The 22957-nt window shown below is 70.3% G+C and carries 21 protein-coding genes and 1 riboswitch; of the genes, 9 read left to right on the top strand and 12 right to left on the bottom strand.

The features are described from left to right. The first annotated feature begins 31 nt into the window (after positions 1 to 31). Positions 32 to 274 carry a hypothetical protein gene (locus ACF07N_RS07765; RefSeq protein WP_383323935.1) on the top strand — a complete coding sequence of 81 codons (243 nt, stop codon included), beginning with the start codon at positions 32 to 34 and terminating at the stop codon, positions 272 to 274. Here the strand turns inward: ACF07N_RS07765 and ACF07N_RS07760 are convergent. The 5 genes from ACF07N_RS07760 to ACF07N_RS07740 all read right to left on the bottom strand — a co-directional run bounded on the left by ACF07N_RS07760 (position 187) and on the right by ACF07N_RS07740 (position 6816). After that, the gene (locus tag ACF07N_RS07760) at positions 187 to 1197 is read right to left on the bottom strand and encodes a ribonucleotide-diphosphate reductase subunit beta (protein WP_311679450.1); all 1011 of its coding nucleotides are present in this window, start codon (positions 1195 to 1197) and stop codon (positions 187 to 189) included. The genes ACF07N_RS07765 and ACF07N_RS07760 overlap by 88 nt on opposite strands. Next, complete coding sequence (locus ACF07N_RS07755) at positions 1197 to 3560, bottom strand: ribonucleoside-diphosphate reductase subunit alpha (protein WP_392109642.1); 2364 nt, start codon at positions 3558 to 3560, stop codon at positions 1197 to 1199. The genes ACF07N_RS07760 and ACF07N_RS07755 overlap by 1 nt, the downstream gene beginning before the upstream one ends. Before the next feature lie 121 nt (positions 3561 to 3681). Next, positions 3682 to 3840, bottom strand: a riboswitch (cobalamin riboswitch). Between the two features lie 173 nt (positions 3841 to 4013). Next, positions 4014 to 5642: a monocarboxylate uptake permease MctP gene (mctP, locus tag ACF07N_RS07750; RefSeq protein WP_311679446.1), complete on the bottom strand. Its 1629-nt coding sequence runs from the start codon at positions 5640 to 5642 to the stop codon at positions 4014 to 4016. Continuing rightward, the gene (locus ACF07N_RS07745; RefSeq protein WP_383323925.1) at positions 5639 to 5905 is read right to left on the bottom strand and encodes a DUF3311 domain-containing protein; all 267 of its coding nucleotides are present in this window, start codon (positions 5903 to 5905) and stop codon (positions 5639 to 5641) included. Before ACF07N_RS07745 ends, mctP begins: the two co-directional genes overlap by 4 nt. A 146-nt stretch (positions 5906 to 6051) precedes the next feature. Beyond that, a complete protein-coding gene (locus tag ACF07N_RS07740) occupies positions 6052 to 6816 on the bottom strand; it encodes a GntR family transcriptional regulator (protein WP_309097218.1) in 765 nt (254 codons plus the stop codon). A gap of 311 nt (positions 6817 to 7127) precedes the next feature. Here ACF07N_RS07740 and ACF07N_RS07735 point away from each other — a divergent pair, with 311 nt between their 5' ends. The 4 genes from ACF07N_RS07735 (at position 7128) to ACF07N_RS07720 (ending at position 11865) form a co-directional block, all read left to right on the top strand. Next, the gene (locus ACF07N_RS07735; protein WP_392109637.1) at positions 7128 to 8411 is read left to right on the top strand and encodes an extracellular solute-binding protein; all 1284 of its coding nucleotides are present in this window, start codon (positions 7128 to 7130) and stop codon (positions 8409 to 8411) included. A 71-nt stretch (positions 8412 to 8482) separates the two neighbouring features. Further along, positions 8483 to 9472: a carbohydrate ABC transporter permease gene (locus tag ACF07N_RS07730; RefSeq protein ID WP_383323918.1), complete on the top strand. Its 990-nt coding sequence runs from the start codon at positions 8483 to 8485 to the stop codon at positions 9470 to 9472. After that, positions 9469 to 10317: a carbohydrate ABC transporter permease gene (locus tag ACF07N_RS07725; RefSeq protein WP_383337455.1), complete on the top strand. Its 849-nt coding sequence runs from the start codon at positions 9469 to 9471 to the stop codon at positions 10315 to 10317. Before ACF07N_RS07730 ends, ACF07N_RS07725 begins: the two co-directional genes overlap by 4 nt. Positions 10318 to 10326: 9 nt before the next feature. Then, entirely contained in the window at positions 10327 to 11865 is a 1539-nt protein-coding gene (locus ACF07N_RS07720; protein ID WP_392109632.1) for a glycoside hydrolase family 3 protein, read from the top strand. A 534-nt stretch (positions 11866 to 12399) separates the two neighbouring features. On the opposite strand, the gene nagB is transcribed toward ACF07N_RS07720, so the two are convergent. Then, positions 12400 to 13185, bottom strand: a complete 786-nt coding sequence (nagB, locus tag ACF07N_RS07715; RefSeq protein ID WP_392109629.1) for a glucosamine-6-phosphate deaminase — start codon at positions 13183 to 13185, stop codon at positions 12400 to 12402. A 251-nt stretch (positions 13186 to 13436) separates the two neighbouring features. Continuing rightward, positions 13437 to 14189: an SDR family oxidoreductase gene (locus ACF07N_RS07710; RefSeq protein ID WP_392109626.1), complete on the bottom strand. Its 753-nt coding sequence runs from the start codon at positions 14187 to 14189 to the stop codon at positions 13437 to 13439. A 97-nt stretch (positions 14190 to 14286) separates the two neighbouring features. On the opposite strand from ACF07N_RS07710, the gene ACF07N_RS07705 reads away from it, so the two are divergent. Together ACF07N_RS07705 and ACF07N_RS07700 are read left to right on the top strand one after the other, a co-directional pair. Beyond that, positions 14287 to 14946 carry a TetR/AcrR family transcriptional regulator gene (locus ACF07N_RS07705; RefSeq protein ID WP_392109623.1) on the top strand — a complete coding sequence of 220 codons (660 nt, stop codon included), beginning with the start codon at positions 14287 to 14289 and terminating at the stop codon, positions 14944 to 14946. 368 nt (positions 14947 to 15314) lie between these two features. Next, a complete protein-coding gene (locus ACF07N_RS07700) occupies positions 15315 to 16781 on the top strand; it encodes a sensor histidine kinase (protein WP_383325000.1) in 1467 nt (488 codons plus the stop codon). Positions 16782 to 17013: 232 nt separating this feature from the next. On the opposite strand, the gene ACF07N_RS07695 is transcribed toward ACF07N_RS07700, so the two are convergent. Continuing rightward, positions 17014 to 17271: a WhiB family transcriptional regulator gene (locus ACF07N_RS07695; protein WP_003992873.1), complete on the bottom strand. Its 258-nt coding sequence runs from the start codon at positions 17269 to 17271 to the stop codon at positions 17014 to 17016. Positions 17272 to 17590: 319 nt separating this feature from the next. Next, positions 17591 to 18559: a diacylglycerol/lipid kinase family protein gene (locus ACF07N_RS07690; RefSeq protein WP_383323899.1), complete on the bottom strand. Its 969-nt coding sequence runs from the start codon at positions 18557 to 18559 to the stop codon at positions 17591 to 17593. A 116-nt stretch (positions 18560 to 18675) separates the two neighbouring features. Between ACF07N_RS07690 and ACF07N_RS07685 the strand changes: the two genes are divergently transcribed. After that, positions 18676 to 19125 carry a hypothetical protein gene (locus ACF07N_RS07685; RefSeq protein ID WP_383323896.1) on the top strand — a complete coding sequence of 150 codons (450 nt, stop codon included), beginning with the start codon at positions 18676 to 18678 and terminating at the stop codon, positions 19123 to 19125. A gap of 39 nt (positions 19126 to 19164) precedes the next feature. Here the strand turns inward: ACF07N_RS07685 and ACF07N_RS07680 are convergent, their stop codons facing one another. The 3 genes from ACF07N_RS07680 to ACF07N_RS07670 form a co-directional block, all read right to left on the bottom strand. Then, positions 19165 to 20301 (bottom strand): RNA polymerase sigma factor SigF, encoded by a 1137-nt coding sequence (locus ACF07N_RS07680; RefSeq protein WP_392109619.1) that lies wholly within the window; start codon positions 20299 to 20301, stop codon positions 19165 to 19167. Between the two features lie 17 nt (positions 20302 to 20318). Next, positions 20319 to 20732, bottom strand: coding sequence for an anti-sigma regulatory factor (locus ACF07N_RS07675; protein ID WP_361198141.1), 414 nt, complete (start codon positions 20730 to 20732; stop codon positions 20319 to 20321). 274 nt (positions 20733 to 21006) lie between these two features. Then, positions 21007 to 21267 carry a UBP-type zinc finger domain-containing protein gene (locus ACF07N_RS07670; RefSeq protein ID WP_383323890.1) on the bottom strand — a complete coding sequence of 87 codons (261 nt, stop codon included), beginning with the start codon at positions 21265 to 21267 and terminating at the stop codon, positions 21007 to 21009. Between the two features lie 62 nt (positions 21268 to 21329). On the opposite strand from ACF07N_RS07670, the gene ACF07N_RS07665 reads away from it, so the two are divergent. Further along, a complete protein-coding gene (locus ACF07N_RS07665) occupies positions 21330 to 22928 on the top strand; it encodes a Na+/H+ antiporter (RefSeq protein ID WP_392109615.1) in 1599 nt (532 codons plus the stop codon). Positions 22929 to 22957: the final 29 nt, after the last annotated feature.

Here is a 22957-nt window from a genome sequence, read left to right as displayed (position 1 = left end):
GTAAGGAGCATCCGGAGCGACAGTGGTGTCCATGGACACGAACCAGACGCAGACACTCATCGCCATGATCTTCGTACTCGGGACGCTGGTCCTCCTGGTCCTCCCGTCCGTGCTCGGCCTGATGCACGACAGGCGCATCGACCGGCAGATCCGGGAGGCCCAGGAGGCCCGTGAGGACGTGCCGGCTCAGAAGTCCTCGTCCAGGTCGACGGTGCCCTCCACCGCCACCTGGTACGCGGAGGGCCGCCGCTCGAAGAAGTTGGTCAGCTCCTGAACCCCCTGGAGCTCCATGAAGGAGAAGGGGTTCTCCGAGCCGTACACCGGAGCGAAGCCCAGGCGGGTCAGCCGCTGGTCGGCGACGCACTCCAGGTACTGCCGCATCGACTCGGTGTTCATGCCCGGGAGGCCGTCACCGCACAGGTCGCGCGCGAACTGCAGCTCGGCCTCGACGGCCTCGCGGAGCATGTCCGTCACCTCCTGCCGGAGCCGGTCGTCGAAGAGCTCCGGCTCCTCCTTGCGGACGGTGTCGACGACGTCGAACGCGAACGACATGTGCATGGTCTCGTCGCGGAACACCCAGTTGGTGCCGGTGGCGAGACCGTGCAGCAGCCCCCGGCTGCGGAACCAGTACACGTAGGCGAAGGCGCCGTAGAAGAACAGGCCCTCGATGCACGCGGCGAAGCAGATCAGATTGAGCAGGAAGCGGCGCCGGTCCGCCTGTGACTCCAGCCGGTCCAGCTTCTCGACCGAGTCCATCCACCGGAAGCAGAACTCCGCCTTCTCGCGGATGGACGGGATGTTCTCCACCGCCGCGAAGGCCGCCGCCCGGTCCTCCGGGTCGGGCAGGTAGGTGTCGAGCAGCGTCAGATAGAACTGGACGTGCACGGCCTCCTCGAACAACTGACGGCTCAGGTACAGCCGCGCCTCGGGGGAGTTGATGTGCTTGTACAGCGTCAGCACCAGGTTGTTCGCGACGATCGAGTCGCCCGTCGCGAAGAACGCCACCAGCCGGCCGATGAGGTGCTGCTCCGCGGGGGAGAGCTTGGCGAGGTCGGCGACGTCCGAGTGGAGGTCGACCTCCTCCACGGTCCAGGTGTTCTTGATGGCGTCCCTGTAGCGCTCGTAGAAGTCCGGGTAGCGCATGGGGCGCAGGGTCAGCTCGAAGCCGGGGTCGAGGAGATTCTGGGTGCTGGGCATTACTGGCAGGCCTCGCAGGACTCGGGGTTTTCCAGGGAGCAGGCGACCGCTTCGGGGTCGGGGGTGGCCTGCACGGGGACGGTGGCCCGGGCGGCGCGGGCGATGCGGGTCGCCGGGCGCGAGCGCAGGTAGTACGTGGTCTTCAGCCCGGACTTCCAGGCGTAGGCGTACATCGAGGAGAGCTTGCCGATGGTCGGCGTCTCCAGGAACAGGTTCAGGGACTGCGACTGGTCCAGGAACGGGGTCCTGGCCGCCGCCATGTCGATCAGGCCGCGCTGCGGGATCTCCCAGGCGGTGCGGTAGAGGGCGCGCACGTCCTCGGGGATCCAGCCGAAGCCCTGCACCGAGCCGTTGGCCTCGCGCAGTGCCTCGCGGGTGCGGGCGTCCCACACGCCGAGCCGCTTGAGCTCGTCCACCAGGTAGGAGTTGACCTGGAGGAACTCGCCGGACAGCGTCTCGCGCTTGAACAGGTTGGACACCTGCGGCTCGATGCACTCGTACACGCCCGCGATGGAGGCGATGGTGGCGGTGGGCGCGATGGCGAGCAGCAGCGAGTTGCGCAGGCCGGTCGTGGCGATCCGCTCGCGCAGGGCCGCCCAGCGTTCGGGCCAGGTCAGCTCCACGTCGTAGTGGTCGGGGTGCAGCACGCCCCGGGCCGTACGCGTCTTCTCCCAGGCGGGCAGCGGGCCGTTGCGCTCGGCGAGGTCGGCGGAGGCCTCGTAGGCGGCGAGCATGACGCGCTCGGCGAGGCGGGTGGACAGGGCCTTCGCCTCGGGCGAGTCGAAGGGCAGGCGCAGCTGGAAGAAGACGTCCTGCAGACCCATCGCGCCGAGGCCGACCGGGCGCCAGCGGGCGTTGGAGCGGCCCGCCTGCTCGGTCGGGTAGAAGTTGATGTCGACGACCCGGTCGAGGAACGTCACGGCCGTGCGGACGGTCTCGTCCAGGCGCTCCCAGTCGATGTCCCCGCCGGTCACGAACGCGCCGAGGTTGACCGAGCCGAGGTTGCAGACCGCCGTCTCGCCGTCGCTGGTCACCTCCAGGATCTCGGTGCAGAGGTTGGAGGAGTGGACGACGTGGCCCGGCTCGGCGGTCTGGTTGGCGGTGCGGTTGGCGGCGTCCTTGAAGGTCATCCAGCCGTTGCCGGTCTGCGCGAGGGTGCGCATCATCCGGCCGTACAGCTCGCGCGCGGGCAGCGTCTTGCGCGCCAGGCCCTTCGCCTCGGCGGCCCGGTAGGCGGTGTCGAACTCCTCGCCCCACAGGTCCACCAGCTCGGGCACGTCCGCGGGGGAGAACAGCGACCACTGCGCGTCGGCGTTCACCCGGCGCATGAACTCGTCCGGGACCCAGTGCGCGAGGTTGAGGTTGTGCGTGCGGCGGGCGTCCTCGCCGGTGTTGTCGCGCAGTTCCAGGAACTCCTCGATGTCGGAGTGCCAGGTCTCCAGGTAGACCGCGGCGGCGCCCTTGCGGCGGCCGCCCTGGTTCACGGCGGCGACCGAGGCGTCGAGGGTCTTCAGGAACGGGACGATGCCGTTGGAGTGGCCGTTCGTGCCGCGGATCAGCGAACCCCGGGCCCGGACGCGGGAGTAGGCGATGCCGATGCCGCCGGCGTGCTTCGACAGGCGGGCGACCTGGTGGTAGCGGTCGTAGATGGAGTCCAGCTCGTCCTTGGGGGAGTCGAGCAGGTAGCAGGACGACATCTGGGGGTGCCGGGTGCCGGAGTTGAACAGGGTGGGGGAGGAGGGGAGGTAGTCGAGGCGGCTCATCAGCCGGTAGAGGGCGGCGACTTCGTCCACGGCCCGTGCGGTGTCGTCCTCGGCGAGGCCGCTCGCCACGCGCAGCAGGAAGTGCTGGGGCGTCTCGATCACCTTGCGGGTGAGGGGGTGGCGCAGCAGGTAGCGGCTGTGCAGGGTGCGCAGGCCGAAGTAGCCGAAGCGGTCGTCGGCGGTGGTGTCGATCAGGGCGTCGAGCCGGGCCGCGTGCACCCGGACGAACTCGGCGGTGCGGTCGGCGATGAGCCCCTCGCGGTGCCCCACGGCGACCGACTCCGTGAACGACGAGACGCCCTGGGAGGCGGCCTCGGCGCGGATGCCGATGGTCAGCAGCCGGGCGGCCAGCCGGGAGTAGGCGGGGTCCTCGGAGATGAGACCGGCGGCCGCCTCGGTGGCCAGCTCGCGCAACTCCGCCTCGTCGGCCCGCGCCGACCGGCCGCGCAGGGCGGCGGCGGCGACCCGGCCGGGGTCGGCGTCGGGGAGGTCGGCGGTCAGTTCGGTCAGGGTCCGCAACAGGGCGGCACCGGGAGCGTCGTGCGCTTCTTCCGCGGGTTCTTCGGCGGCTGAGACCGGATCGGCTGGCGCGATGGTCACGTGGGGCTCTCCCTCGCTCGGCACGGGGCCTCGTCGAGGGCAGGGGGCAGCACACGAGCGCACGCGGCGTCGCGTCCACCGGCCCATTCCACGAGGCCCGGACGTCAGGCACACCGGCCGGGTGGCCGGGCGCACTGTCGGCAGGTCCTCGGACTGACGCCCATACCGCGTGAAAGGGCATGGGTACACCGTTGCGGGACAGTTCCGGATTCGCACCGGATTCCCCTGCGGCGACAGCGAGCATGAGCATACATCTTGTGCCGGGTTCGATCGGCACCCCCAGATGTTGTGTCGCGCTGGTTTCAGAGCGTCAGCTGGTAGGTGTGCAGAGTGATCTCCGGCAGGCGCGGGACGGGCACCGGGCGAACGACGGCGGGCCGCCGTGAGGTGTGCTCACGGCGGCCCGCTGCGGGTCGTTCGTCGTGCGGGGCGCGGTGCCGGGCGCCCCAAAGGTCAGTGCGAGGAACCGGCGGTGGCGGGCGGCAGTTCGACCTGCACCCCCGGGTCGCCCGCGTCGGCCGTGTAGTCCTCCGGCTTGGTCTCGTCGACGCCGTCGGGGGCCTTCAGGGCCTTGAGGACGAACGTCAGGACCACCGTCACCACCACGTTCAGCACGAACGCCGTGAGGCCGATGTAGCCGATCTCGCCGATGCCGGGGATCTCCTTGGAGGAGCCGCCGAAGTGCTTCTGCGTCGGCGAGGCGACCCCGTACGCGGCGACCGTGCCGTAGACCATGCCGACCGCCCAGCCCGCGAGCAGCGCCCAGCGGTGGAACCAGCGCGTGAACAGGCCGCCGACCAGGGCCGGGAAGGTCTGCAGGATCCAGATACCGCCGAGCAGCTGGAAGTTGATGGCGACCGTCTTGTCCATCGTCAGCACGAAGGCCAGGGCGCCCACCTTCACCAGCAGGGACACCAGCTTGGAGACCTTGGTCTCCTGCGCGGGCGTGGCGTCCGGCTTGATGAAGTCCTTGTAGATGTTGCGCGTGAACAGGTTCGCGGCCGCGATGGACATGATGGCCGCCGGCACCAGCGCGCCGATGCCGATCGCCGCGAACGCCACACCGGCGAACCAGTCCGGGAACATCGTCTCGAACAGCTGCGGGATCGCCAGCTGCCCGTTCTGCACCTTGATGCCGGCCGCGATCGCCATGAACCCGAGCAGCGCCAGCAGACCCAGCATCAGCGAGTACAGCGGCAGGATCGTGGTGTTGCGGCGGATCACCTCACGGCTCTTGGAGGACAGCGTCGCCGTGATGGAGTGCGGGTACATGAACAGCGCCAGCGCGGAGCCCAGCGCCAGCGTGGCGTAGGTCCACTGGCCCGCCTCGGGCGGTGTCAGCGCACCGCGCGGCGCGCCCGTCGCCGGGTTGGTCTGGCTGAACGCGTCGCCCGCCTTGGCGAAGATGTCGTCGAACCCGCCCAGCTTGATCGGGATGTAGATGATCGCCACCGCGATGACGATGTAGATCAGCGTGTCCTTCACGAACGCGATGAGCGCGGGCGCCCGCAGACCCGACGAGTACGTGTAGGCCGCCAGCACACCGAAGGCGATCAGCAGCGGCAGGTCCTTGATGAACCAGTTGGTGTTCTCACCGCCGCCGACCCCCATCACGTCCAGCACGGCCTGGATGCCGACCAGCTGGAGGGCGATGTAGGGCATCGTCGCCAGGATGCCGGTGAGCGCCACGGCCAGGGACAGGCCCTTGGAGCCGAAGCGGCCGCGCACGAAGTCGGAGGTCGTCACGTAGCCGTGCTTGTGGGAGACCGACCACAGGCGCGGCAGGAACGTGAAGATCAGCGGGTAGACCAGGATCGTGTAGGGCACCGCGAAGAAGCCCGCCGCTCCCGCCGCGTAGATCGCCGCCGGCACGGCCACGAAGGTGTACGCCGTGTACAGGTCGCCGCCGAGCAGGAACCAGGTGATCCAGGTGCCGAACGAGCGGCCGCCCAGGCCCCATTCGTCCAGGCTGTGCTCGTTCTCGGCCTTGCGCCAGCGCGCGGCGAGGAAGCCCATGACCGTGACGGCCAGGAAGAAGAAGATGAAGACGGCGAGTGCGACGCCGTTCACGCCGTCCTTCACTCCGACGCACCGCCCTTCGCGGCCGAGCGGGCGCGCTGGTCACGCTGCCACAGCTTGAAGGCGATCATCGTCAGCGCCGTGGAGATCAGCACCCAGGCCATCTGGTACCAGTAGAAGAACGGGATGCCGATGAAGGCCGGGTCGGTCTTCGCGTACGAGCCGACCCACAGCATGGCGATGAAGGGCGCTATGAGACAGACGGCGATGACGACGCGCATCGGCGTCACCACCGGCCCTCTGCTGGTTTCCGGGGGTTGCGACATCAGGCGGCTCCGTCCCCTCAAGTGATCACCTGTGCAATGCGCAGGCAATCTAGGTCAGGGTGCGGCGGAAGCGGAACCCCTCGTCCGCAATGCGGTACCCAAAAGAAACGGGAGTCCCGCCGTGGGCCGGTCGCGTCGCCGGCCGGTCACTCCTGGGGGCGCTTCAGGCGGGCCACGAACTTGTACCGGTCGCCGCGGTAGACCGACCGCACCCACTCCACCGGCTGGCCGTCCCGGTCCAGCGAGTGCCGGGACAGCATCAGCATGGGCAGGCCGACGTCGGTGCCGAGCAGGCCCGCCTCGCGCGGGGTGGCCAGCGACGTCTCGATCGTCTCCTCGGCCTCGGCGAGATGGACGTCGTAGACCTCGGCGAGCGCGGTGTAGAGGGACGTGTACTTCACCAGGGACCGGCGCAGCGCGGGGAAGCGCTTCGCGCTCAGGTGCGTGGTCTCGATGGCCATGGGCTCGCCGTTGGCCATGCGCAGGCGCTCGATGCGCAGCACGCGTCCGCCCGGTGTGATGTCGAGCAGCCCGGCGAGCCGGTCGTCGGCGGTGATGTAGCCGATGTCCAGCAGCTGTGAGGTCGGCTCCAGGCCCTGGGCGCGCATGTCCTCGGTGTAGGAGGTCAGTTGCAGGGCCTGCGAGACCTTCGGCTTGGCGACGAAGGTGCCCTTGCCCTGGATGCGTTCCAGCCGGCCCTCGACGACCAGCTCCTGCAGTGCCTGGCGCACGGTCGTGCGGGAGGTGTCGAACTCCGCCGCGAGGGTGCGCTCGGGCGGGACGGGCGTGCCCGGCGCCTGGGTCTCCGTCATGTCGAGCAGGTGCTTCTTCAGGCGGTAGTACTTGGGCACACGTGCGGTACGGACGGGCACCCCGTTCTCGTTCTCCGCACTGCTGACGTCGGTGCTCATGCTCCGCCTTCCCGGCTCGGTCCGCCGAACGATCTCACTTGTATACCGTCGGCGCCTTGTTTGGTCTAGTCCACCGTTGTCAGTGGTCTACCTGAAGTATGGCCTCTGCAAGCGGGTTTTCGCTGGCTTCTTACTTAAAGGTTCCTGCATATGTAGGTCGCATAACGGCTGGTCAGAGCCTTCTCGCGACCCTTGACAGGCTGGTTGGCCTGGGCCAAGCTCCCCGTACTGGTCTACACCAATGGTCCAGGCCCGGCCCACCGTCCAGTGCGGGGAGCCAGGGGGGTTGTGGGATCCCTGAGGAGGGTGGCGTGAAGCGCAAGCTGACAGCCGCGATCGGTATCGCGGGCATGATGGTCTCCATCGCGGCGTGCGGCGGCGAGGGCGACGGGGGCTCGGACAAGGGCGGCGCCGACGCCAAGGAGCTGACCGTCTGGCTCACCGTCGACGCCCAGAACAACTGGCCGGAGCTGGTGAAGGCCGCCGACGACGCGGTGAAGAAGAAGCACCCGGGCCTGAAGATCGAACACGAGTACTACGGCTGGCCCGACAAGAACGCCAAGCTCGACGCCGTCCTGGCCACGGACAAGGCCCCCGACGTGGTCGAGATGGGCAACACCGAGATGCTCGGCTACATGGTCAAGGGCGCCTTCGCCCCCCTCGACCAGGGCAAGTTCGACAACTCCGACGCCTGGCTCGACGGCCTCAAGGCCTCGGTCACCTACGAGGACAAGACCTACGGCGTCCCCTACTACGCCGGCGGCCGCGTCGCCAACTGGCGCAAGGACGTCGCCGCCTCGGTCGGCGTGAAGACGCCCCCGAAGACGTACAAGGAACTGACCGGCGCCCTGGACAAGATCCAGAAGAAGCAGGGCGACAAGTTCAACGCCTGGTACCAGCCCACCCGCGACTGGTACGCGGCCATGTCCTTCGTCTACGACGCCGGCGGCGCCATCGCCACCGAGTCGGGCGGCCAGTGGAAGGCCTCGCTCTCCTCGCCCGAGTCCCTCAAGGGCCTCAAGGAGTTCAAGAACGTCGTCGACAAGTACATGCACGGCGACAAGACCAAGGACGAGTCCGACCGCTACATCGTCTACGGCCAGGGCAAGTCCGCCATGATCTTCGCGGCCGCCTGGGAGGGCGCCACCGCCGAGGACCCGAAGAACGACAAGAGCGGCAAGCTCAAGGGCAACCTCGAGAACTTCGTGATGCCCGGCCCGTCCGGCAAGAACATGCCCGTCTTCCTGGGCGGCTCCGACCTCGCCGTGCCGGTGAAGTCCGACGCGCAGGACCTGGCCGCCGAGTGGATCAACGCGTTCACCGGCTCCTCCGGGCAGAAGGGCCTGATGGCCAAGGGCAACCTGCCCAACAACAAGACGGACCTCGCCACGCTCAAGAACGACCCCAAGACGGCGGTCCCGGCCACCGCGGCCGAGTCCAACTGGTTCGTCCCGATGGCTCCCGGCTGGGGACAGGTCGAGAAGGCGCAGATCCTGCAGACCATGCTGCAGAGCATCGGCACCGGCAAGAAGTCCGTCGAGGCCGCCGCCAAGGAGGCGGACGCCGCGATCGACAAGGTCATCAACACCAAGTGACCTACGGGCGGGGCTCCCTCACACGGAGCCCCGCCGTCGTCAGGACCTGAGGGACCGCCAAGGAGCGCGCGATGAGTGCCGCAGACACCACCACCCCCGCCAAGGTGCCGCCGCCGCGGCCGGTACCTTTGCCGCCCCCCGCCGGCCGGCGGCCCCGCCGCCAGCGCACCTCGGGCGGTGCCGCCGTCCCGTGGCTGCTGCTCGCCCCCTGCCTGCTGGTCCTGGCCCTGGTCATGGGCTATCCGCTGGCCCGCCTGGTCACCCTGTCCTTCCAGAAGTTCGGCCAGTCCCAGCTGTGGGGCTTCCAGCCCGCCGAGTCCGTCGGCTTCGACAACTTCGCCAAGGTGCTCGGCGACGGCGAGTTCTGGGCCGTCGTGCTGCGCACGGTGATCTTCGCCGGCGGGGCCGTCGTCCTCACCATGGTGATCGGCATGGCGCTCGCCCTGCTGCTCCAGCGCGTCTCGGGCTGGCTGAAGATGCTGATCAACATCGTGCTGGTGGCCAGCTGGGGCATGCCCGTGATCGTGGCCACCACGGTCTTCAAGTGGCTCTTCGACTCGGACTACGGCGTCTTCAACGCCCTGCTGAGCAAGCTGCCCGGCGTCGACATGATCGGCCACAACTGGTTCGCGAGCGGCCCCGAAGGGCTGGCCGTGATCATGCTGCTGGTGGTCTGGGGTGCCGTGCCGTTCGTGGTCATCACGCTCAGCGCCGGTCTCACCCAGGTGCCGAAGGAACTGGAGGAGGCGGCCCGCCTGGACGGCGCCAGCTCCTGGGGCGTCTTCCGCTACGTCACCCTGCCCGTCCTCAAGCCGATCATCGTGATGCTCACGACCCTGTCGGTCATCTGGGACATGGGCGTCTTCCCGCAGGTGTTCGTCATGCGCAACGGCCACCCCGAACCGGAGTTCCAGGTTCTCAACACCTACTCCTACGACCGTGCCTTCGTGGTCAACGACTACGCCCAGGGCTCGGCCATCGCGCTGATCACCGTCCTGCTGCTGCTCGGCGTGGTCGCCGTCTACATGCGGCAGATGCTGAAGATCGGAGAGGTCGAATGAGCACGCTCGCCGGAACCCGCCGCCGCAGGAGGAACCCGCGGCTCGGCTGGAACCTCCTCGGCCTCCTCGTCTTCCTCGTCGCGGGCTTCCCCCTCTACTGGATGCTCAACACGGCGTTCAAGCCCGCCAAGGACGCCATCGACCCCGACCCGAGCCTGCTGCCGACCGGCCTGACCCTCGACAACTTCGGGCGGGCGCTGGACATCGCCGACTTCTGGGGTCCGGTGGGCCGCAGCCTGGTGGTGTCGCTCGCGGTCGTCCTCATCGGCATGGGCGTCGGGCTGCTGGCCGCGCTCGCCATCTCCCGGTTCGCCTTCCGCGGCCGCAAGATCGTGATCGTCGGCATCCTCGCCGTCCAGATGGTGCCGCTGGTCGCCATGATCATCCCGGTCTTCCTGCTCCTGAACGACCTGGGCCAGTACGACCGGCTCACCGGCCTCATCATCACCTACCTGACCTTCGTCCTGCCCTTCACGGTCTGGACGCTGCGGGGCTTCATCGTCAACATCCCGAAGGAGCTGGAGGAGGCGGCCATGGTCGACGGCTGCTCCCGCACGGGCGCCTTCGTCCGGGTCGTCTTCCCCCTCCTGGCCCCCGGCATGGTCGCCACCTCGGTCTACGCCTTCATCCAGGCCTGGAACGAGTACCTCTACGCCCTGATGCTCCTCAGCCAGAAGAACCAGACCGCGACCGTCTGGCTCGGCAACTTCACCACCAAGCACGGCACCGAATACGCCCCGATGATGGCCGGAGCCACGATGATGGCCGTGCCGATCGTCGCCCTCTTCCTCCTCGTCCAGCGCAAGATGGCCGCGGGCCTGACCGCGGGCGCCGTGAAGGGATGACCTCACCCCATGACGACACTCGCCAGCGGCACCGACACGCTCACCCGCGACGCCCTGACCGTCCTGCAGCCCGGCTTCACCGGCACCACCGCGCCCGACTGGCTGCTGCGCCGGCTCGGTGAGGGCCTCGCCTCCGTCGGGCTCTTCGGCCGCAACATCGCCTCACCGGACCAGCTCGCCGCCCTCACCGCGCAGCTGCGGGCCGAGCGCGACGACGTCCTCGTCGCCATCGACGAGGAGGGCGGTGACGTCACCCGCCTGGAGGTGCGCAGCGGCTCCTCCTTCCCCGGCAACCACGCCCTCGGCGCCGTCGACGACGTGGAGCTGACCCGGCAGGTCGCCCACGAACTCGGCCGCCGCCTCGCCGCCTGCGGCGTCAACCTCAACTGGGCCCCTTCCGCCGACGTCAACTCCGACCCGCGCAACCCGGTCATCGGCGTGCGCTCCTTCGGCGCCGACACCGCCCTGGCCGCCCGGCACACCGCCGCCTACGTCTCCGGCCTGCAGTCCGCCGGCGTCGCCGCCTGCACCAAGCACTTCCCCGGCCACGGCGACACCGCCGTCGACTCCCACCACGCCCTGCCGCGCATCGACGTCTCCGCCGACGTGCTGGCCGAGCGCGAACTGGCCCCCTTCCGCGCCGCCATCGCCGCCGGGACCCGGGCCGTCATGAGCGCCCACATCCTCGTCCCGGCCCTCGACCCCGACCACCCGGCCACCCTCTCGCGCCGCATCCTGACCGGCCTGCTGCGCGGCGAACTCGGCTACGACGGCCTGATCGTCACCGACGGCATGGAGATGCGCGCCATCGCCGGCACCTACGGCATCGAACGCGGCAGCGTCCTCGCCGTCGCCGCCGGAGCCGACGCGATCTGCGTGGGCGGCGGCCTGTCCGACGACGCGACCGTGCTCCGCCTCCGGGACGCCCTGGTCGGCGCCGTCCGCACCGGCGAACTCCCCGAGGAACGCCTCGCCGACGCGGCCGGCCGCGTCCGGTCCCTGGCCCGCTGGACAGGCACGGCCACCCGCCCCGCGGGAGACCCCCACGGCAACGAGGTCGGCCTGCGCGCCGCCCGCCGCGCCCTGACGGTGACCCCGGCCCCGGGCCTCGGCAGCCCGGAGGCCTTCGAACCCCTCACCGAACCGCCCTACGTCGCCGCCCTCACCCCCGTCGCCAACATCGCCGTCGGCGACGAGACCCCCTGGGGCGTCGCCGCCGAACTGATCCACCTCCTGCCCGGCACGGTGACCGGCAGCTTCTCCGCCGGGGAGGGCCCGGAGAACGAGGCCGGGCAGCGCGCCGGCCGGGCGGCCCTGGAGGCGGCAGGTCAGCGCCGGATCGTCGCCGTCGTCCGGGACGAACACCGCCACCCCTGGATGGCCTCCGCCCTCGACGCCCTGCTGGCCACCCGCCCTGACACGATCGTCGTCGAGATGGGCGTCCCGCAGGCCGCCCCCCGCGGCGCCCTGCACATCGCCACCCACGGCGCGGCCCGCGTGTGCGGGCGCGCGGCGGCCGAGGTGATCGCGGGAGTCACGGCCCGCTGACGCCTTCCTCGAAGAACCTGGTGGTGTGAGCCTGCGACCGAATGGGGGGGGCAGTACAGCGGCCTGGCGGCCGGCCCCCACAGGGGCGTCACGCCCCGGTGGGTGGCGACGACGGCGATGAGCAGGGGCGCCGCGTAGGCCCCCGGAACGTGGCCGCCGACGCCGCCCGTGACCAGGCTCGCCGAGGACGACCCGGCCGACGACGACGTTTTGGCGGACACGGCCTTCGGCTTCTAGGCCGATGTTCGGGTCGGGGTCTCGGCGTGCCGGATGGGGCCCGGCGTGCCGGATGGAGGGCCGGCGTGCCGGATGGGGCCGGCGTGCCGGATGGAGGTCCCGTGTGCGGACCGAGTCCCCGGTGAGCCGGACCGGTTTCGGCGGTGGGCCGGACCGGTTTCGGCGGTGGGCCGGACCGGTTTCGGCGGTGGGCCGGACCGGGTTCCCGGTAGGCCGGACCGGGCTCCCGGTGGGCCGGTGGTGTCCCCGGTGGGCCGGAGCCGGCTTCCGGGCCCGGCCCGATGCGTGCGGCAGGTCCTAGATCCCCTGCCACTCCGGCTTGTTGGCGTACGTGTGCCGGAAGTAGTCCGCCAGCTTCAGCTTCGACGCGGCCGCCTCGTCCACCACCACGGTGGCGTGCGGGTGGAGCTGGAGTGCGGACGCCGGGCACACGGCCGCGACCGGGCCCTCCACCGTCGCCGCCACCGCGTCCGCCTTGCCCTCGCCGGTGGCGAGCAGCACCAGGTGCCGGGCCTCCAGGATGGTGCCGATGCCCTGGGTGATCACGTGGTGCGGCACCTGGTCGATGTCGCCGTCGAAGAACCGGGCGTTGTCGATCCGCGTCTGCTCGGTCAGCGTCTTGATCCTGGTCCGCGAGGCCAGCGAAGAGCACGGCTCGTTGAACCCTATGTGCCCGTCGGTCCCGATGCCGAGCAGCTGAAGGTCCACCCCGTCGGCCTCCGCGAGGGCCCTGTCGTACGCCTCGCACGCCGCCTGCACGTCCTGCGCGGTGCCGTCCGGACCGGTGAACCGCTCCATCCCGATGCCGAGCGGCTCCAGCACCTCACGCCGCAGCACCGACCGGTATGACTCCGGATGGTCGGCGGGCAGCCCCACGTACTCGTCGAGCTGGGCGATCCGCGCCCGGGCGACGTCCACGGCGCCGGAGCGCACCTTGGCCGCCAGGGCCTCGTACACGGGCAGGGGCGTGGAACCCGTCGCCACTCCGAGCAGGGCGTCGGGCTTGCGCCGGAGCAGCTGCGCCATCGCCTCGGCGATGAGCTCGCCACCCGCCTTGGCGTCCGGAACGATGACAACTTCCACGCTGGGCCTGCCGATCTGAGAGGGATGCTCAACTGGGACCGGACCCGGGAGGGGTCGTGTGGTTTAGACCAATCTAACAGAGCAGGTGCATCCCTCCCAGGGTGCGGGACGGCGCTCCCGCGCAGGCGGTGACGCCGTGCCGGCCAGGTCTCCGGCAGGTGAACGGCGCGAGGCGCGTTCGGGCGTTCCGCCGTGCGGGGGAGTGGAAGCTGCCCTGCCGGGCCAGCCGGATCGGGGCAGGTCAGGTCAGGTCAGGTCAGCGAACCCCCTGTCACGTCCACCCAGCTCCCCGTGACCCACCGGCCTCCGTCCGAGACCAGGAACGCCACCACGTCGGCGACCTCCGCCGGCCGGCCCACCCCGCCCAGCGCCGATATCGCCGCGGCCTTCGCCCAGCCGTCGTCGCTGCCGTGCAGCAGCTCGGCCGTGTTGTCCGTGTCGATGATGCCCGGCGCCACCGAGTTCACCGTGATGCCCCGGGGGCCCAGCACCTTGGACAGGTCGCGGGAGAGGACGTCCAGCGCGCCCTTCGTCATCGCGTACGCCACGTTGTCCGGCATCACCGCCGTGCGCGCCAGGCCGGACGAGATGTTGACGACCCGGCCGCCGTCGCGCAGACGCGTCATGCCGTGCTTGAGGATGAAGAACGGCGCTTTCACGTTCACCGCGAAGACCTCGTCGAACTGCCGTTCCTCCAGCTCGCCGATGGGCCGCGTGCTGCCGATGGCCGCGTTGTTCACCAGGATGTCGAGCCCGTCCGCGTGCCGGTCGAACTCCTCCCACAGTGTCTCGGCGTCTCCCGCCACGCCCAGCTCGACGCCGAGTGCGAAGGCCTCGCCGCCCGCCGCCTCGATCGCGGCGACCGTCTCCTTCGCCGCGGTCTCGTTGCGGCCATAGTGCACGGCGACCCGCGCGCCGTCGTGCGCCAGCCGCTCGGCGATGCCTCGCCCGATCCCCCTGCTCGCCCCCGTGACCAGTGCCGTCCTGCCGGTGAGCACGCCCATGCCGACGCCCCCTTCACATTTTTCTAGCGGTCGCTACAGAAATGACCGTACAACACCCCGCCGACATTTCTCTAGTGCCCGCTATAAAATGCACTCCATGGTGAACGACGACGGATCCGCGAAGACCCGGGGCAAGGCCGCGCCGAGACCGCCCAGGCCCCGCGGGCGCCCTCGCTCCTTCGATCGCGAGACCGCGCTGGAGAAGGCGCTCCTGGCCTTCTGGGAGCACGGCTACGAGGCCACGTCCGTCTCCGACCTCACCCGCGTCATGGACATCGGCGCCCCCAGCCTCTACGCGGCCTTCGGGGACAAGCGGTCCCTCTTCGACGAGGTCGTCCGTGTCTACGGCACGCGCTACGGCTCGTTCACGGCCCGCGCCCTCGCCGAGGAACCCACCGCGCGGGCCGCCGTCGCCCGGGTGCTGCGCGAGGCCGCCACCGCTTACACGGAACCGGGCCACCCGCACGGCTGCCTCGTCGTGCACGCCGCCGCGAACTGCTCCACGCCCGAGGTCGAACAGTCCCTGCGGGATCGCCGCAACGCCAACATCGCCGCCTTCGAGGAGCGCATCAGGGCCGACATCGCCGCTGGTGTGCTCCCGGCGGACGTCGACGCCGCGGCCCTCGCGCGGCACACGGGCGCGATGATCCAGGGCATGTCGCAACAGGCGCGTGACGGGGCGAGCCGGGAGGAGCTGGAGGCCGTCGCGGAGATTGCCATGTCGATCTGGCCCCGCACAGGAACCCACACGGGTTAGGCTGCGTGGTGGACGCCCGCGCGTCCGATCAGTCGCGGAATTGACAAGAACGAACAGCCTCCCACGCATGGACACCCCGAGTGGTCTAGTCCACAATGCGTAAGGGGAGCGCATGCATCACGCGCAGCAGACCTCCGTCTTCCCCGCACAGGAAGACGGACCGAGGAACCGAGGCTCTCTGCCCTGACTGCCCCGGCTCCTCGACCTTCGGCCGACCGGGACCGCACACCCCACGGCCGATATTGCTCCGGGCTGCGGTGCCGGGAGGGTTGAGGGTCCCTCTCAGGCGCCGCGGCCCGCGGGTGTTTCCGGGCCCGAGATATTTCAGACCCGTACAAACGCCCGGGTACGCTCGCCACGTGCCCTCCATGAACGAACTCGTACGCCAGCACACCGCCCTCGACGACACCGATCTCGAGTGGCTGCACCTGCTGGTCTCGGAGTGGCAGCTGCTCTCCGACCTCTCCTTCGCCGATCTGGTCCTGTGGGTCCCCACGAGCGACGGCACCCGGTACGTCTCGGTCGCCCAGATGCGGCCCAACACCGGCCCGACCTCGTACCAGGACGACATGGTCGGCCACCTCGTCCCGCGAGGCCGCCGCCCGATGCTGGACGCCGCCCTCGACGAGGGGCGGATCGTGCGCGAGGGCGACCCCGAGTGGCGCGAGGAAGTGCCCGTCCGGGTCGAGTCGATCCCCGTACGGCGAGAGGGCCGGGTCCTCGGGGTCATCGCCCGCAACACCAACCTGCTCACCGTGCGCACCCCGAGCCGGCTGGAGCTCACCTATCTGCAGAGCGCCTCCGACCTGGCGCAGATGATCGCGGCCGGCTCCTTCCCGTTCGCGAACCAGCAGCTCGACATGGACGCCTCGCCCCGCGTGGGCGACGGCCTCATCCGGCTGGACGCCGACGGCCTCGTGCAGTACGCCTCACCGAACGCCCTGTCCGCCTACCACCGGCTCGGCCTCGCCTTCGACCTCGTCGGCCAGCACCTCGGCAGGACCACGGCCGAACTCGCCCCCACCCGGGGCCCGGTGGACGAGGCGCTGGCCAAGGTCGCCAGCGGCTGGGCGCCGCGCGAGTTCGAGATCGAGGCCAACGACGGGGTCATCCAGTTCCGCGCCATCCCGCTCAAGCCCAAGGGCACCCGCATCGGTTCGCTGGTGCTCCTCCGGGACGTCACCGAACTGCGTCGCCGCGAGCGCGAGTTGATCACCAAGGACGCCACGATCCGGGAGATCCACCACCGGGTCAAGAACAACCTCCAGACGGTCGCGGCCCTGCTCCGCCTCCAGGCCCGCCGCATCGAGTCCGACCGCGGCAGGGAGGCCCTGGAGGAGGCGGTGCGGCGGGTCGGATCCATTGCGATCGTGCACGAGACCCTCTCCCAGAACCTCGACGAGCGCGTGGAGTTCGACGAGATCGCCGACCGGGTCCTCGCGATGGTGGCGGAGATCTCCCCGGGCAAGGTGGCGGGCCGGCGCACCGGACGCTTCGGCATCCTCGACGCCGAGGTCGCCACGCCCCTGTCGATGGTGCTGACCGAAATCCTGCAGAACGCGCTGGAGCACGGCTTCCGCGAGGGGGACACCGGCACGGTCGAGGTGTCGGCGGTCCGCGGCGGCACCACGAAGGAGGCCCGCCTTCTGGTCACGGTCCAGGACGACGGCGTCGGACTGCCGGAGGGCTTCGATCCGCACACCGCCGGCAACCTCGGCCTGCAGATCGTGCGGACCCTGGTGGAGGGGGAGTTGGGTGGCACCTTCGACATGGTCCCGGCGCCGGAGCGCGGCACCCGCGTGATCCTCGACATCCCGGTGCGCGCGCAGAAGTAGCGGCGGCCGGACACGACGATCCGGGAAAGCGGCGGGGCCGGGACGGCGACCATCCCGGCCACAGCGATGAGCCCGGGACAGCAATGAGCCCCGGGCCACCAAGTGGCCCGGGGCTAAAGCTCGTTGCTGCTTAACTAAGCGCATCGGGGGAACTGCGCGCTGCGGCTCGGGGGCGGGAGATGCGTACGCGCTGTACGCGCCGCCAAGCTCAGGCTGTCAGCAGGGGTGGGTGTCAGGCGGAGGCCTGACGGGCCCGGTTGCGGGCGGCGCGGCGCTTCATGGCGCGGCGCTCGTCCTCGCTGAGACCACCCCAGACGCCGGAGTCCTGACCGGACTCGAGCGCCCACTGCAGACACTGCTCGATCACCGGGCAGCGACGGCAGACGGCCTTGGCTTCCTCGATCTGCAGCAGCGCAGGACCGGTGTTGCCGATGGGGAAGAAGAGCTCGGGGTCTTCCTCGCGGCAAACGGCGTTGTGACGCCAGTCCATGGCTGCTACCTCTCCTTGGTATTACGTGCAGGTGCTTGTGAATGTGAACGCTTTCACGAATCCCTCAACAAGTGAAGGGCCGACCGCCAGGTTCCCTGGCGTGGGTCCTGTGAGTTGAAGAGGGGTTCTGGTGATCAGTGGAGGCCGGTGTTGCGGGCCGTCCCGATCGCCACGTAGAGACTCGCAAACCTCAGCGGCGGATACAACCCCTTCTGGAAAGTTTTTTTTGATTCTTCGGTGTCGACTAGGTCACAGCCGTACTTCCATGGGGTGGATCCTGGCCTAAACGTTCGAGTGAAAGGACTTTAGCCAGTTCTGCTCACACAATCACACGCAGTGCACGGCGTACGCCTGTGAACGTCACGCTGGTGCGCAGCCCCAGGTGGTCACCGTCCATCTGGAGGGGGAGCGGCACCTTCGAATGCAAGGTGAACTCCGTCAAATCGTGCAGAGAGGTGGCGTGCTTGCCCTGGGGTCCACGCTCGGGGGACGAAGTGAGCAACTGGGTGCCATACCGGGCAACAGCGGCGGTCGACAGGCGGCTGAGAGCGAAGATGTCGAGGCCGGTATCGAACGAGGCCTTAGGTGCCGCGTAGATCGGGCGATTCCCCAGAAACGTCCACGGGGAGGTGTTCGAGACTATGGACAGCACCAGATCGGTGACCGGGTCCGCTCCGTCCCGTTCCAGGGTGATCGTCCCGCTCCGGCGGTTCGGCTCGCCGAAGAGCTGACGCACCACCTGGCGCACGTAAAGAGCGTGTGTGGATTTCCGGCCGCGCTCGCGGTGCTGCTCCACCCGGCCGACCACGCCCGCGTCGAAGCCGAGGCCCGCGTTGAAGGTGAACCAGCGGGCCGGCACCGACTCGTCCTCCGTGCCCGGCGTGCCGGAGGTCAGTCCCAGGCCGACGGTCCGTTCGCTGCCGTCGCGCAGGGCGTCCAGCAGGGCGCCGGTGGCCTCCACGGCGTCGTTCGGCAGGCCCAGGGCGCGGGCGAAGACGTTGGTGGAGCCGCCCGGCACCACGGCGAGACCGGGGAGGCGCTCCGGGGCGGGTCCGGCGTGCAGCAGGCCGTTGACCACCTCGTTGACCGTGCCGTCGCCGCCGAGGGCCACCACAAGGTCGATGTCATCGCTGTCCGCCGCCTGCCGGCCCAGGTCGCGCGCGTGGCCGCGGTACTCGGTGGTGACCGCTTCCAGCTTCATCTCGCTGGCGAGTGCGTGGATCAGCACGTCGCGCGTGCGCGCACTCGTGGTGGTTGCCGCCGGATTGACCACGAGAAGTGCACGCATGACTGGCAGCGTACCTACTGGGTGGTACCGGGCCCAGACCGAGGTAGGGATCGGGTAAGAGACCGGGGGTGAACCTCACCACTGGGGGCGCGCGGGGCGAGGGCTACCCTTCAGGGGTGAGCAGTGAGCAGACCCCCACCACCCCCGACATCACCGGCCCCCGTCCGCGGCGCCTGACGTACGCCGCGCTGCTGGCCGCGCTGGAAGGGCTCGCGCTGGTCGTCGGCGGTGTCTGGATGCTGGTCCTCGGCTTCACCGGGCACCCGGACGACCGGCAGCAGGCCGTCACCGGAGGGATCACGCTGATCGCGCTCGCGCTGCTGCCCCTGCTCGCCGCGCGCGGACTGCTCGCGCTGCGCAGCTGGAGCCGCGGCCCGGCCGTCATCACCCAGCTCATGGCGCTGCCGGTGGCCTACAACCTGCTCCAGGCCGACAGCATGGCCATCCCCGGCGGGATCGCCCTGGCCGTGGTCGCGGTCGCCTCGCTCGTCCTGCTGGTGAACCCGGAGACGACCCGGGCCCTCGGGATCCGCGGGCCCGGCAACGCCGGCGGTACGGAGAAGTAGGCGGTACGCGAGGGCGGGCCGGGCACGGAGGGACTGTCGTCACTCCTCGACAAGCAGCTTTTCCCGGAGCTGCGCCAGGGTGCGCGCCAGCAGGCGGGAGACGTGCATCTGCGAGATGCCGACCTCCTGCGCGATCTGCGACTGGGTCATGTTGCCGAAGAAGCGCAGCAGCAGGATCCGCTTCTCGCGCGGCGGGAGGTCCTCCAGCAGCGGCTTGAGCGACTCCCGGTACTCGACGCCCTCCAGCGCCTCGTCCTCCGCGCCGAGCGTGTCCGCGACCGCCGGGGACTCGTCGTCCGTGTCGGGGACGTCCAGGGACAGCGTGGAGTACGCGTTGGCGGACTCCAGGCCCTCCAGGACCTCCTCCTCGGAGATCGCCAGCTTCTCCGCGAGCTCGTGGACCGTGGGGGAGCGCCCGTGCAGCTGCGACAGCTCGGCCGTCGCCGTGGTCAGCGACAGCCGCAGCTCCTGCAGCCGGCGCGGCACGCGCACCGCCCAGCCCTTGTCGCGGAAGTGCCGCTTGATCTCGCCGACGACCGTCGGGGTCGCGTACGTGGAGAACTCCACGCCGCGGTCAGGGTCGAAACGGTCGACCGACTTGATCAGGCCGATCGTGGCCACCTGGGTCAGGTCGTCCAGCGGCTCGCCGCGGTTGCGGAAGCGGCGCGCCAGATGCTCGACGAGCGGCAGGTGCATACGGACCAGCTGGTTGCGCAGCTCGGCGTACTCCGGGCTGCCGCTGCTCAGCGTGCGCAGTTTGAGGAACATCTCGCGCGCGCCGCTGCGGTCCGGGGCGCCGTGCTGCGTGCCGTGCGCGTGCTGCGCGCTCGGCGTCTCGTCCTCGGAGTGTCGCTCGTGCTCGCTCATCGTCCCGCCCGTCGCCCTTCCCCGAGCCCTCGCCTCCTCCGCCCCTCTCGACTTCGCGCGAGTGGCGGGAACCCCCTGGGCCGGGGATGCGGTGATCCCCCCGCCCGGAGGCGCGCTCCGCACGGCACCGTCCTGGTCGCGTCGCCCGCCGCCCGGAGGGACGGCCCCCTGGGAGTCGTCCTCCGGATGCGGGCGGGCCTGCTCGGGGATGCCGTCGATGCCCTCAGCCATGCGCCGGGCTCCGGCCGGACCGCTCACGCCCGTGCCCTCGGCCGGCAGCTCTCGTGTGCCGCGCTCTTCGTCCCGCACCGGCCCGTCCTCGTTCCTCACGCCGGCCCGGGTCCCGCGCCGCGCTGTTTGTAGAGGCTGATCGAAACGGTTCTGTCCTTGTCCACGGCGGAGGAGACCTTGCCCGCGAGGGCGGACAGCACGGTCCAGGCGAAGGTGTCCCGCGAGGGGGCATGGCCATCGGTGGTCGGCGCCGAGACGGTGACCTCGAGTGAGTCGTCGACGAGGCGGAAGACACAGCTGAGCACCGAGCCGGGCACGGCCTGCTGGAGCAGGATCGCGCAGGCCTCGTCCACCGCGATGCGCAGGTCCTCGATCTCGTCGAGGGTGAAGTCCAAACGGGCCGCGAGACCGGCCGTGGCCGTACGCAGCACCGACAGGTAGGCACCCGCGGCCGGCAGCCGGACTTCGACGAAGTCCTGGGTCGCGGGCTCGCCTGCGATCTGGGACACCCTCACCTCCATGGTGGTACAAGCGTTTCAGGGCCGAGGGTCGCCCCCCGGGGTAACGCGATACGTGGTTCAGCGGTGACGCTATCGCGCTCTCGACGATCCTGTCCCCGGGACCCCAACCCCTTGCCGTCACTCACAGTAAACCTGTGGACACGCTCCGTGTCTAGGGGTTGGGCGGGCCCAAATGGGAAGAGCGCGCGCCGGATTGACGTACCCAGACGTCAGACGCTCGAACCGTCCTGGTCGGACCGTCCTGCGCCGGGGTGGTGCCGGCTCATACGAGGACGTGATCGACGAAGCACCAACGCCATGCTTCCCCGGGTTCGTGCGTCCGCATGACGGGATGGCCGGACTGCTTGTGGTGCTCCGCGGCGTGCCGCCCCGGTGAGGAGTCGCAGCAGCCGACGTGACCGCAGCTGAGGCACAGCCGTAGTTGTACCGGGTCCGTGCCGTCGGCCAGGCACTCCGGGCACGTCTCGCTGAGCGGGTCGGGCTCGGGGTGCGGCAGCGCGTCGGCGTGCGTGCACTGTTTCATGATTGCCAGGTTACGACGGTCGAGCGGAAGACCGTGCCGAAAAAAGAGGGCGGGCGAGAACGATGGACGTGATGCCACTGCTGTTGCTGGTGGCGGGCAGTGCCGCGATCGCGGCGGCCGCGCGGCGCACCCCGGTGCCGGCGCCGCTGCTGCTGGTGGCGGCCGGGCTCGCGGTCAGCTACGTGCCCGGCGTGCCCGACTACACGCTCGACCCGCACATCGTCCTGCCGCTCATCCTGCCCCCGCTGCTGCACACGGCCGCCACCGAGAGCTCGTACCTGGACCTGCGGGCCCAGCTGCGGCCGGTCGCCATGCTGTCCGTCGGGTACGTGCTGTTCGCGACCTTCGTGGTCGGCTGGGCGCTGTACCTGATCGTGCCGGACCTGCCGCTGACCGCGGCGCTGGTCTTCGGGGCGGTCGTGGCGCCCCCGGACGCGGTCGCGGCGACCGCGGTGGCCCGCCGGGTCGGGCTGCCGTCGCGGATCACCACGATCCTCCAGGGCGAGTCCCTGCTGAACGACGCCACCGCGATCACCGCCTACCGGGTGGCGCTGGCCGCCGCCGTCGGGGAGGGCGCCACCTGGGCCGGGGGCATCGGCGAGTTCCTGGTCGCCGCGATCGGCGGCGTCGTGGTCGGGCTGGTGCTGATGGCGCCGATCCACTGGCTGCGCACGCACATGAAGGAGGCGCTGCTGCAGAACACGCTGTCCCTGCTGATCCCGTTCGTCGCGTACGCCGTCGCCGAGCAGGTGCACGCCTCCGGTGTCCTCGCGGTCGTCGTGGTCGCGCTCTACCTGGGACACCGCGCGTGGGAGGTCGACTTCGCCACGCGCCTGCAGGAGGCGGCGGTGTGGAAGATGGTCGCCTTCGTACTGGAGTCCGCGGTGTTCGCGCTGATCGGGTTGCAGCTGCCGGTGGTGCTGCGGGGTCTCGGCGAGTACGAGGGCGTCGAGGCCGCCTGGTACGCCGTCGCCGTCTTCCTGGTGGTCGTCGCGGCCCGGTTCGTGTGGGTGTACCCGGCGACCTTCCTGCCACGGTTGGTGTCCGCGCGCCTGCGCAAGCGCGAGGGGCCGCTGACCTGGAAGGGGCCGTTCGTCATCGCGTGGGCCGGCATGCGGGGCGTGGTGTCGCTGGCCATCGCCTTCTCCATCCCGCTGACCATGCACGACGGTGAGGAACCGTTCCCGCAGCGCAACCTCATCCTCTTCCTGACCTTCACGACCGTCATCGCGACCCTGGTCGTGCAGGGACTGACCCTGCCCCCGCTGATCCGTCTGCTGAAGTTCCCCGGGCGGGACGCGCAGGCCGAGACGCTCGCCGAGGCCAACGCGCAGGCGCAGGCGTCCCGGGCCGCCGAGCGGCGCCTTGACGAACTGCTGTCCGACGAGCGCAACGCCCTGCCCGCCCCGCTCGCCGACCGGCTGCGCACCGTCCTGGAACGCCGCCGCAACGCCGTCTGGGAGCGGCTCGGGCAGGCCAACCCGGTCACCGGGGAGTCCGTCGACGACACCTACCGGCGGCTGTCACGGGAGATGATCAGCGCCGAGCGGGAGGTGTTCGTCAAGCTCCGTGACGCCCGGTACATCGACGACGAGATGCTGCGGACGCTGCTGCGCCGGCTGGACCTGGAGGAGGCGGCGGCCTTCCGGGAGACGGCCTGACGGCTCGGCCGGACGCCGAGAGAGAAACG

Source organism: Streptomyces sp. NPDC015242 (assembly GCF_043079125.1).
Classification (GTDB): domain Bacteria; phylum Actinomycetota; class Actinomycetes; order Streptomycetales; family Streptomycetaceae; genus Streptomyces.
The sequence above is the reverse complement of the archived record's forward strand: the minus strand, read 5'-3'. Positions and strand labels throughout refer to the sequence as shown.

Coding starts and splice junctions, on each gene's coding strand:
- ACF07N_RS07705 (WP_392109623.1), top strand. CDS start 14,287: ATGGTGAACGACGACGGATCCGCGAAGACCCGGGGCAAGGCCGCGCCG.
- ACF07N_RS07665 (WP_392109615.1), top strand. CDS start 21,330: ATGGACGTGATGCCACTGCTGTTGCTGGTGGCGGGCAGTGCCGCGATC.
- ACF07N_RS07720 (WP_392109632.1), top strand. CDS start 10,327: ATGACGACACTCGCCAGCGGCACCGACACGCTCACCCGCGACGCCCTG.
- ACF07N_RS07740 (WP_309097218.1), bottom strand. CDS start 6,816: ATGAGCACCGACGTCAGCAGTGCGGAGAACGAGAACGGGGTGCCCGTC.
- ACF07N_RS07725 (WP_383337455.1), top strand. CDS start 9,469: ATGAGCACGCTCGCCGGAACCCGCCGCCGCAGGAGGAACCCGCGGCTC.
- ACF07N_RS07670 (WP_383323890.1), bottom strand. CDS start 21,267: ATGAAACAGTGCACGCACGCCGACGCGCTGCCGCACCCCGAGCCCGAC.
- ACF07N_RS07765 (WP_383323935.1), top strand. CDS start 32: ATGGACACGAACCAGACGCAGACACTCATCGCCATGATCTTCGTACTC.
- ACF07N_RS07730 (WP_383323918.1), top strand. CDS start 8,483: ATGAGTGCCGCAGACACCACCACCCCCGCCAAGGTGCCGCCGCCGCGG.
- ACF07N_RS07710 (WP_392109626.1), bottom strand. CDS start 14,189: ATGGGCGTGCTCACCGGCAGGACGGCACTGGTCACGGGGGCGAGCAGG.
- ACF07N_RS07695 (WP_003992873.1), bottom strand. CDS start 17,271: ATGGACTGGCGTCACAACGCCGTTTGCCGCGAGGAAGACCCCGAGCTC.
- ACF07N_RS07700 (WP_383325000.1), top strand. CDS start 15,315: ATGAACGAACTCGTACGCCAGCACACCGCCCTCGACGACACCGATCTC.
- ACF07N_RS07690 (WP_383323899.1), bottom strand. CDS start 18,559: ATGCGTGCACTTCTCGTGGTCAATCCGGCGGCAACCACCACGAGTGCG.
- ACF07N_RS07760 (WP_311679450.1), bottom strand. CDS start 1,197: ATGCCCAGCACCCAGAATCTCCTCGACCCCGGCTTCGAGCTGACCCTG.
- ACF07N_RS07745 (WP_383323925.1), bottom strand. CDS start 5,905: ATGTCGCAACCCCCGGAAACCAGCAGAGGGCCGGTGGTGACGCCGATG.